Below are 8,055 nucleotides of genomic sequence, written 5' to 3'. Positions count from 1 at the left end.
GAGCACGCCAATAGGATAAAAACCTATGTGTTACCCATGTCCCCGAACATGTGTCACCCATGTCCCCGGTCCATACACGCGTTCCGCCTTGCTTTTCTTTTGGCGTGCATATTCGCGCTTCACCCATCCTACGTGGGAAACGCCGTCGACGAGGTGTAGGATGGGTGGAGCGCGCAAAATCGCAACATAGCAAACAGGTGTCGAACGCGCGCAACCCATCGTGCAGCGCAACGGTTTTCTTGCGACGGTTCCTATCCGGTTTTCTTGTGATGGCCTCTATATAGGAACAATCTTCGCGAGGCCTATGCTGCTTGATGGGTTGCGCGCGTTCCGCCTTGCTTTTCTTTTGGCGTGCATATTCGCGCTTCACCCATCCTACATTTGAAAGGGAAATGTCCCATGAAATACCGTCGACTGGGAACCAGCAATCTTCGCGTTTCGCCCTTGTGCCTGGGCACGATGATGTTTGGCGAGCAGACGCCGGACGACGAGGCCGCGCGCATCGTTGCGTCGGCGCGTGACCATGGCGTCAACTTCATCGATACGGCCGATGTCTACAACGAAGGCCGCTCGGAAGAAGTGGTGGGCAAGCTGCTGCAAGGGCAGCGCCACGACTGGGTGTTGGCCAGCAAGATCGGCAACCCGGTCGGCAAGGGGCCGAACCAGTCGCATTACTCGCGTCAATGGCTGATGCGCGGCATCGAGCAAAGCCTGGCGCGCATGGGTACGGACTTCATGGACATCCTCTACCTGCACCGCGACTTTCACGAAGAAAACCTGGAAGAAGCGTTGTGGGCGCTGGGCGACCTGATCCGCGCGGGCAAGCTGCGCAGCTTTGGTTTGTCGAACTTCCGGGGATGGCGCATTGCCGAGGTGATGCGTCTTTGCGAAAAGATGGGCGTGCCGCAGCCGGTGGTCTGCCAGCCGTACTACAACATGCTGAACCGTGGCCCTGAAGTCGAAATCTTGCCGGCGTGCAAGCACTACGGCCTGGGCGTGGTGCCTTACAGCCCCATCGCACGTGGCGTGCTCACGGGCAAGTATCTGCCCGGCCAAACCCCCGCGTCCGACACCCGGGCCGGCCGTGGTGACCGCCGCATCCTGGCGACTGAATTCCGCGAAGAATCGCTACAGATCGCCCAGCAACTGGTGCAGCACAGCGCCGCGCGCGGCGTGCAGCCGGGGCATTTCGCCACCGCCTGGGTCTTGGCCAACCCCATCATCACCGGCGTGATCGCCGGCCCGCGCACGCTGGCGCAAATGGACGATTACTACGCGGCGCTGGACGTCACCATCACGCCCGAAGACGAAGCCATCGTGGACGGCTGGGTCGTCCCGGGCCATGCGTCCAGCCACGGCTATAACGACCCGAACTACCCGTTCTTCGGTCGCCCCGTCGTCAGCGCCTGATCAGGCCGGCGCGCCCTGGGCCGGGGCGCGCACCGGCTCGCTGGCGATGCCGTGCAGCATCATCTGCTCGACCACGGACGCAATGCCCAGCCGTGCGACGCGCCCGCGTCGTTCGGCGTCCACCATGCTGGTCAGCACACCGAAGAACATCTCCGTCAGCGCCGCCGCCGGAATGTCCACGCGGAAGGCGCCTTCGCGCTGGCCGCGCAGAAAGAACGCATCCAGCGATTCCTGATAACCCGACCAACTGCTCATGATGTCGGGCTGCTGTTCGTTGTCGGGCTTCCAGTTGTACATCAGGAAGGCGGTCAGTTCCTTGTGCGCCATGTTCTGCTGGATCAGATTGCGCAGGGCCTCGCGCGGCGGCGCGGTATCCAGATGCGAATCCGCCAGCGCCTTCTTCATGATGTGCGCGCAATGCGTCGTAAGCCGCAGGACCAGTTGGTCCCGCGTCTGACAGAAGCGGTACAGCGTCGCCTTGCTGACGCCCACCGCCTTGGCCAATTCCTGCAAGGTGGCGCGCGGCTGGTCCACCATCGCCAACGCCAATGCGACCAAAAAGCGCTCGTGTCCTGTGTCGTCAGACATCGCCTTCCCCTGTTATGTGTGTGAGATCCCCTTTCGCGGGGTATTGGAGCATGCGAGATTCAGCTTGTGCAAATTTTTGCGAATTTGACAAGTAGTGTCTTTTAAATCCTCTTTGATGATCTTTTGATAATCAAATGAATCTTTATTGATTCAAATCGATCTTTGCAGTAGCATCCGCAGCTTGGTGAAAAAACAGTGCCGCGGGGCGCAAGGTAAACAATGAAGAATCAAATGAAGCGGCGCTTGCGCGTGACGGCAGTGGCGGCGGCCCTGGGCCTGACCTTGGTGTTGGCCGGTTGCGGCGGTGAAACCCCCAACCAGGCGCAGGTCGACACGCCGCGTCCGGTGCAAGTGCTTGAGGTGCAAACGCAGCGCTATGCGCTGTCCAGCACCTTGCCCGGGCGCGTCGAACCGGTCCGAGTGGCCGAAGTGCGCGCCCGCGTGGCGGGCATCGTGCTGACGCGCAATTTTGAGGAAGGCGCCGACGTGAAGGCGGGCGACGTGCTGTTCCGCATCGACCCCGCGCCGTTCAAGGCCGCGCTGTCGCGCGCGCAGGGCGAGCTGGCCAAGGCGGATGCCGCCGTGGCCGACGCGCAAGCCATCTTGAAGCGCTACACCCCCTTGGTGAAGATCGAAGCCGTCAGCCAGCAGGATTTCGATACCGCCACCACCACGCTGAAAAGCGCCCAGGCCGCGCGCCGGTCTGCCCAGGCCGACGTCGAGACCGCGCAACTGAACCTGGACTACGCCACCGTCAAGGCGCCGATCTCGGGTCGCATCGGCCGCGCGCAGATCACCGAAGGCGCGCTGGTCGGCCAGAACGAAGCCACCGCCATGGCAACGATCCAGCAACTGGACCCCATCTACGTCGACTTCAACCAGCCCGTGGCCGACATGCTGCGCATGCGCGCGGCGTTGCAGAACGGCAGCCTGGGGCAGGGCGAGGGCGCCAGCATCTCGATCACGATCGACGGCACGGACGAACGCCGTAGCGGCAAGCTGCTGTTCTCGGATATCGCGGTGGACCGGACAACGGGTCAGGTATCGGTGCGCGGCGAATTCGCCAACCCCGATGTGTTGCTGTTGCCCGGCATGTATGTACGCGTGCAAACGCAGCAGGGCGTGGACCCCAACGCCATTCTGGTGCCGCAGCGCGCGGTCACGCGCAGCACCGACGGCAAACCGCAGGTGATGCTGGTGGGCAAGGACGACGTAGTGGAATCACGCGCCGTGCAAACCGGCACGATGCGCGGCTCGGACTGGCACATCGTGGACGGTCTGGCGGTGGGCGACCGGGTCATCGTGGGCGGCGTGTCTGCCGCCGTGCCTGGCCAGAAAGTCAGCGTGGCGCCGCCCGCTGAACAAGCACGGGTTGCGGCTAGCAACGCAGCCGCCAGCCATGCCGCGAACTAAGCAGCCGCCCACGCACTGCGTGCATACCCAAAGGTAGATCATGTCCAAGTTTTTTATTGGCCGCCCCAATTTTGCGTGGGTGGTGGCCATCTTCATTTCGCTGGCGGGCTTGCTGGCGATTCCGTCGCTGCCGGTGTCGCAGTTTCCGGTGGTGGCGCCGCCTCAGGTGACCATTGCCGCCACCTATCCCGGCGCATCGGCCTCGGTGCTGGTGGACTCGGTGACGAGCGTCATCGAAGAAGAGCTGAACGGCGCCAAGAACATGCTGTATTACGAGTCGTCCAGCAGTTCGAGCGGCAGCGCTGAAATCACCGTCACGTTCGAACCGGGCATGGACCCGGACCTGGCGCAGGTCGACGTGCAGAACCGCATCAAGAAGGCCGAAGCGCGCTTGCCGCAGGCGGTGACGCAGCAGGGCTTGCAGGTGGAGCAGGCCAGCTCGAACTTCCTGATGATCTACGCGCTGACGTACAAGGGCGAAGACGCGCACAAGGACGTGGTCGGCTTGTCGGACTACGCCGCGCGCCACATCAACAACGAAATCCGCCGCGTCAAAGGCGTGGGCAAGGTGCAGTTCTTTGGCGCCGAAGCGGCCATGCGCGTGTGGATCGACCCGCAGAAACTGCTGGGCCTGGGCCTGTCGGTGGCGGACGTCAACGCGGCCATCGCCGCGCAAAACGTGCAGGTGCCGGCCGGCAGTTTCGGCAGCCGCCCCGGTTCGGCCGAACAGGAGCTGACGGCCACGCTGGCCGTCAAGGGCATGCTGGATTCGCCAGAGGAATTTGGCAACATCGTGCTGCGCGCGAATGCGGACGGCTCGGTTGTGCATCTGTCGGACGTGGCGCGGCTGGAAGTCGGGCGCCAGAGCTACGACTTTGAAACGCGCCTGAACGGCAAGAAGTCGGTGGGCGCGGCGGTGCAGTTGGCGCCGGGCGCCAACGCCATCGACACGGTCAAGGCGGTGAAGGCGCGCTTGCAGGAACTGTCCGCCTCGTTCCCCGAGGACGTGGAATTCTCTGTGCCGTTCGATACCTCGCAGTTTGTCAGCGTGGCCATCACCAAGGTCGTGCATACGCTGCTGGAAGCCATGGTGCTGGTCTTCCTGGTGATGTTCCTGTTCTTGCAGAATTTCCGCTACACGCTGATTCCCACCATCGTCGTGCCGGTCTGCTTGTTGGGCACGTTCGGGGTGATGTCGGTGCTGGGCTTCTCGGTCAACATGATGACGATGTTCGGCATGGTGCTGGCCATCGGCATCCTGGTGGACGACGCCATCGTGGTGGTCGAAAACGTGGAACGCATCATGGCCGAAGAGGGCCTGCCCCCGCGCGAGGCCACGATCAAGGCCATGGAGCAGGTATCGGGCGCCATCGTCGGCATCACGCTGGTGCTGTCCGCCGTATTCCTGCCGCTGGCCTTCATGAGCGGCTCGGTGGGCGTGATCTACCAACAGTTCTCGCTGTCGCTGGCGGTGTCGATTCTGTTCTCGGGCTTCCTGGCGCTGACCTTTACGCCGGCGTTGTGCGCGACCTTTCTCAAGCCCATCCCGAAGGGGCATCACGACGAAAAGAAAGGCTTCTTTGGTGGTTTCAACCGTATGTTCAATCGGCTGACCGGGCGCTTCGAAGCTTTGAACTCGCGGCTGGTCAAGCACACCGGCCGCTACATGGTGATCTATGTGGCCATCGTGGCGGTGCTGGGCGTGTTGTACGTGCGCGTGCCGGAATCCTTCGTGCCGGCCGAAGACCAGGGCTACGTCATTGTTGACGTGCAGTTGCCGCCGGGCGCTACCTACAACCGTACCGACAAGGTCGTGGCCGATGTCGAAGAACACCTGATGTCGCTGGACGCCATGGGCGACGCTTTTACCGTGATGGGTTTCAGCTTTTCGGGCACCGGCCAGAACGCGGGCATTGCGTTTCCCACGCTGAAAGACTGGTCTGAACGTGGCAAGGGCCAAGCCGCCTCTGACGTCGCGGCGGGCGTGAACGAACGCTTCGCGGTGATTCCGGACGGTTCCATCATGGCCGTGAACCCGCCGCCCATCGACGGCCTGGGCAACTCGGGCGGCTTTGCGCTGCGCCTGCAAGACCGGGGCGGCTTGGGCCGCCAGGCGCTGACCGATGCACGCAACCAACTGCTGGCCAAGGCCAATAGCTCGCCCGTCATCGCCTACGCCATGATGGAAGGCCTGGCCGACGCGCCGCAGCTGCGCCTGGACATCGACCGCCAGAAGGCCGAAGCGCTGGGCGTGGGCTTTGACACGATCAGCACGGCGATCTCGTCGGCCTATGGCTCGGCCACCGTCAACGACTTTGCCAACGCCGGGCGCTTGCAACGCGTGGTGGTGCAGGCCGACGTGCGTGACCGCATGACGCCCGAAAGCATCCTGATGCTGAACGTGCCGAACAAGTCGGGCGGCATGGTGCCGCTGTCGGCCTTCGTCAAGACCGATTGGGAAAACGGCCCGGTGCAGATCTCGCGCTACAACGGCTACCCCGCGTTCAAGATCGCGGGTGACGCGATGCCGGGGCACAGCACGGGCGAGGCCATGGCCGTGATTGAAAAGATCGTGTCCGAACTGCCCAACGGCATCGGCTACGAATGGACCGGCCTGTCGTACCAAGAGAAATTCGCTGGGGCGCAGGCGCCCATGCTGTTCGCGCTGGCGTTCCTGGTGGTGTTCCTGCTGATGGTCGCGCTGTATGAAAGCTGGGCCATTCCGGCGTCGGTGATGCTGATCGTGCCGATCGGCGCGCTGGGTTCGGTCTTGGCGGTAACCGTACTGGGCATGTCCAACGATGTGTACTTCAAGGTGGGCCTGATCACCATCATCGGCTTGGCGGCCAAGAACGCCATCCTGATCGTGGAATTCGCCAAGAGCCTGCGCGAACAGGGCCATACGTTGGCGGACGCCGCCATCCAGGCCGCCAAGCTGCGCTTTCGTCCCATTGTGATGACGTCGCTGGCGTTCATTCTGGGCGTGGTGCCCCTGGCGCTGGCCAGCGGCGCGGGCGCGGCCAGCCAGCGCGCCTTGGGTGTGGGCGTGATCGGCGGCATGCTGACCGCCACCTTGTTGGGCGTGATTTTCGTGCCCATCTTCTTTGTCTGGGTGCTGTCGCTGCTGCCCAAGAATCGCAGCAAGCCGGCCCCCGATGCCTTGCCTGCCACACGCACGGCCGAGGAATGACCGTCATGATGCAAACTTCTTTTTCGCGCTCCCTGGGCGCCCTGATGTTGACGGCAGCGCTGGCCGGCTGCTCGATGGCGCCGGTCTATCAGCGGCCTGATGCCCCCATCCCCACGCAGTTCGGCCAGCCGGAAGCCTCGGCGCCTTCGGCGGCCGGCACGCTGGACTGGCAGGCCTTCGTCACCGACGAACCCTTGCGTCAACTGGTGGCGTTGGCGCTGGACAATAACCGCGACCTGCGCCAGGCCGTGCTGAATATCGAGGCGGCTCGCGCGCAGTACCGCATCGAACGCGCCGACCGCCTGCCGGGCATCAACGCGCAAGGCACGGGCACGAGGCAGCGGGTGCCGGGAGACCTGAACAGCACGGGCAGTTCGGCCGTGCAAAGCAGCTACCAGGCCGGTATTGGGCTGACCTCGTTCGAGATCGACCTGTTTGGCCGCGTGCGCAGCCTGTCGGACGCCGCGCTGCAAAGCTATCTGGCCACCGAGGAAACCGCGCACAGCACCCGCATCAGCTTGGTGGCTGAAGTGATCCAGGCTTATCTCACGCGCGACAGCGCGATGCGCCGCCTGCAAGTCACCGAGCAGACGTTGGCCAGCCGCGAGGCATCGCTGCACCTGACCGCCCAACGGCGCCAGGCCGGCGCGGCCACGGCGCTGGACTACCAAGAGGCCTTGGGCCTGACCGAACAGGCACGCGCCGAGCGCGAGCGCATCGACCGCGAGGTCCGTCAAGCCGGCAACGCGCTGGCCCTGTTGGTGGGTGTGAACGATCTGCGTCCGTACCTTCCCACGCAACTGCCCACGTCACCCGTGCTGGTGCAGGAGATTGCGGCAGGCGCGCCGTCGGAACTGCTGGAGCGTCGGCCCGACATCCTGGCCGCCGAACATGAACTGCAAGCGCGCAACGCCAGCATCGGCGCGGCGCGGGCGGCGTTCTTTCCCAGCATCACGCTGACGGGCTTGTTTGGTTCGTCCAGCGCGGACCTGTCCGACCTGTTCGGCGGTGGTCAGCGGGCTTGGTCGTTCACGCCGCAGATCACGCTGCCCATTTTTTCGGGCGGGCGCAATGTGGCCAACCTGGACCTGGCGACGGTGCGCAAGGACATCGCGGTGGCGCAGTACGAGCTGGCGATTCAGACCGCGTTCAAAGAGGTATCCGACGCGCTGGCCGCCACGGACACCTTGCGGCGCGAAGAGGCATCGCGGCGCGCGTTGGCCGAGTCCAGCCAGGAAGCGATGCGCCTGTCGGAAGCGCGCTATCGCGGTGGGGTGGACAGCCACCTGCGCTATCTGGACGCGCAGCGTAGCGCGTTCACCGATCAACTGACCTATATCGAAGTCAGCACGCAGCGCCAGATTGCGCTGGCGACCTTGTTCAAGGCGCTGGGTGGCGGCTGGACCGGCGTCCAGCCGCCCGTGGCGCAGGCCAACTGAGCGGCCCCGCTCAGA

At 64.0% G+C, this 8,055-nt stretch carries 5 protein-coding genes; 4 read left to right on the top strand and 1 reads right to left on the bottom strand.

Annotation, left to right across the window (positions count from 1 at the left end; all coding sequences use genetic code 11):
- The first annotated feature begins 399 nt into the window (after positions 1 to 399).
- Entirely contained in the window at positions 400 to 1,410 is a 1,011-nt protein-coding gene (locus tag WBR68_RS27925) for an aldo/keto reductase (protein WP_230695854.1), read from the top strand.
- Here the strand turns inward: WBR68_RS27925 and WBR68_RS27920 are convergent, their stop codons facing one another.
- A complete protein-coding gene (locus tag WBR68_RS27920; RefSeq protein ID WP_050446610.1) occupies positions 1,411 to 1,998 on the bottom strand; it encodes a TetR/AcrR family transcriptional regulator in 588 nt (195 codons plus the stop codon).
- 231 nt (positions 1,999 to 2,229) lie between these two features.
- On the opposite strand from WBR68_RS27920, the gene WBR68_RS27915 reads away from it, so the two are divergent.
- The 3 genes from WBR68_RS27915 to WBR68_RS27905 are packed head-to-tail and all read left to right on the top strand — an operon-like array spanning position 2,230 to position 8,040.
- Positions 2,230 to 3,411 carry an efflux RND transporter periplasmic adaptor subunit gene (locus WBR68_RS27915; RefSeq protein WP_230695853.1) on the top strand — a complete coding sequence of 394 codons (1,182 nt, stop codon included), beginning with the start codon at positions 2,230 to 2,232 and terminating at the stop codon, positions 3,409 to 3,411.
- A gap of 40 nt (positions 3,412 to 3,451) precedes the next feature.
- Positions 3,452 to 6,601, top strand: a complete 3,150-nt coding sequence (locus WBR68_RS27910; RefSeq protein ID WP_230695852.1) for an efflux RND transporter permease subunit — start codon at positions 3,452 to 3,454, stop codon at positions 6,599 to 6,601.
- Positions 6,602 to 6,606: 5 nt separating this feature from the next.
- Positions 6,607 to 8,040: an efflux transporter outer membrane subunit gene (locus WBR68_RS27905; RefSeq protein WP_230695851.1), complete on the top strand. Its 1,434-nt coding sequence runs from the start codon at positions 6,607 to 6,609 to the stop codon at positions 8,038 to 8,040.
- Positions 8,041 to 8,055 lie beyond the last annotated feature (15 nt).

Origin of the sequence: Achromobacter sp. JD-1 (genome assembly GCF_038594925.1) — a bacterium.
Taxonomy (GTDB): domain Bacteria; phylum Pseudomonadota; class Gammaproteobacteria; order Burkholderiales; family Burkholderiaceae_B; genus Achromobacter; species Achromobacter spanius_C.
This window is presented reverse-complemented; position numbering and strand designations above follow the sequence as displayed.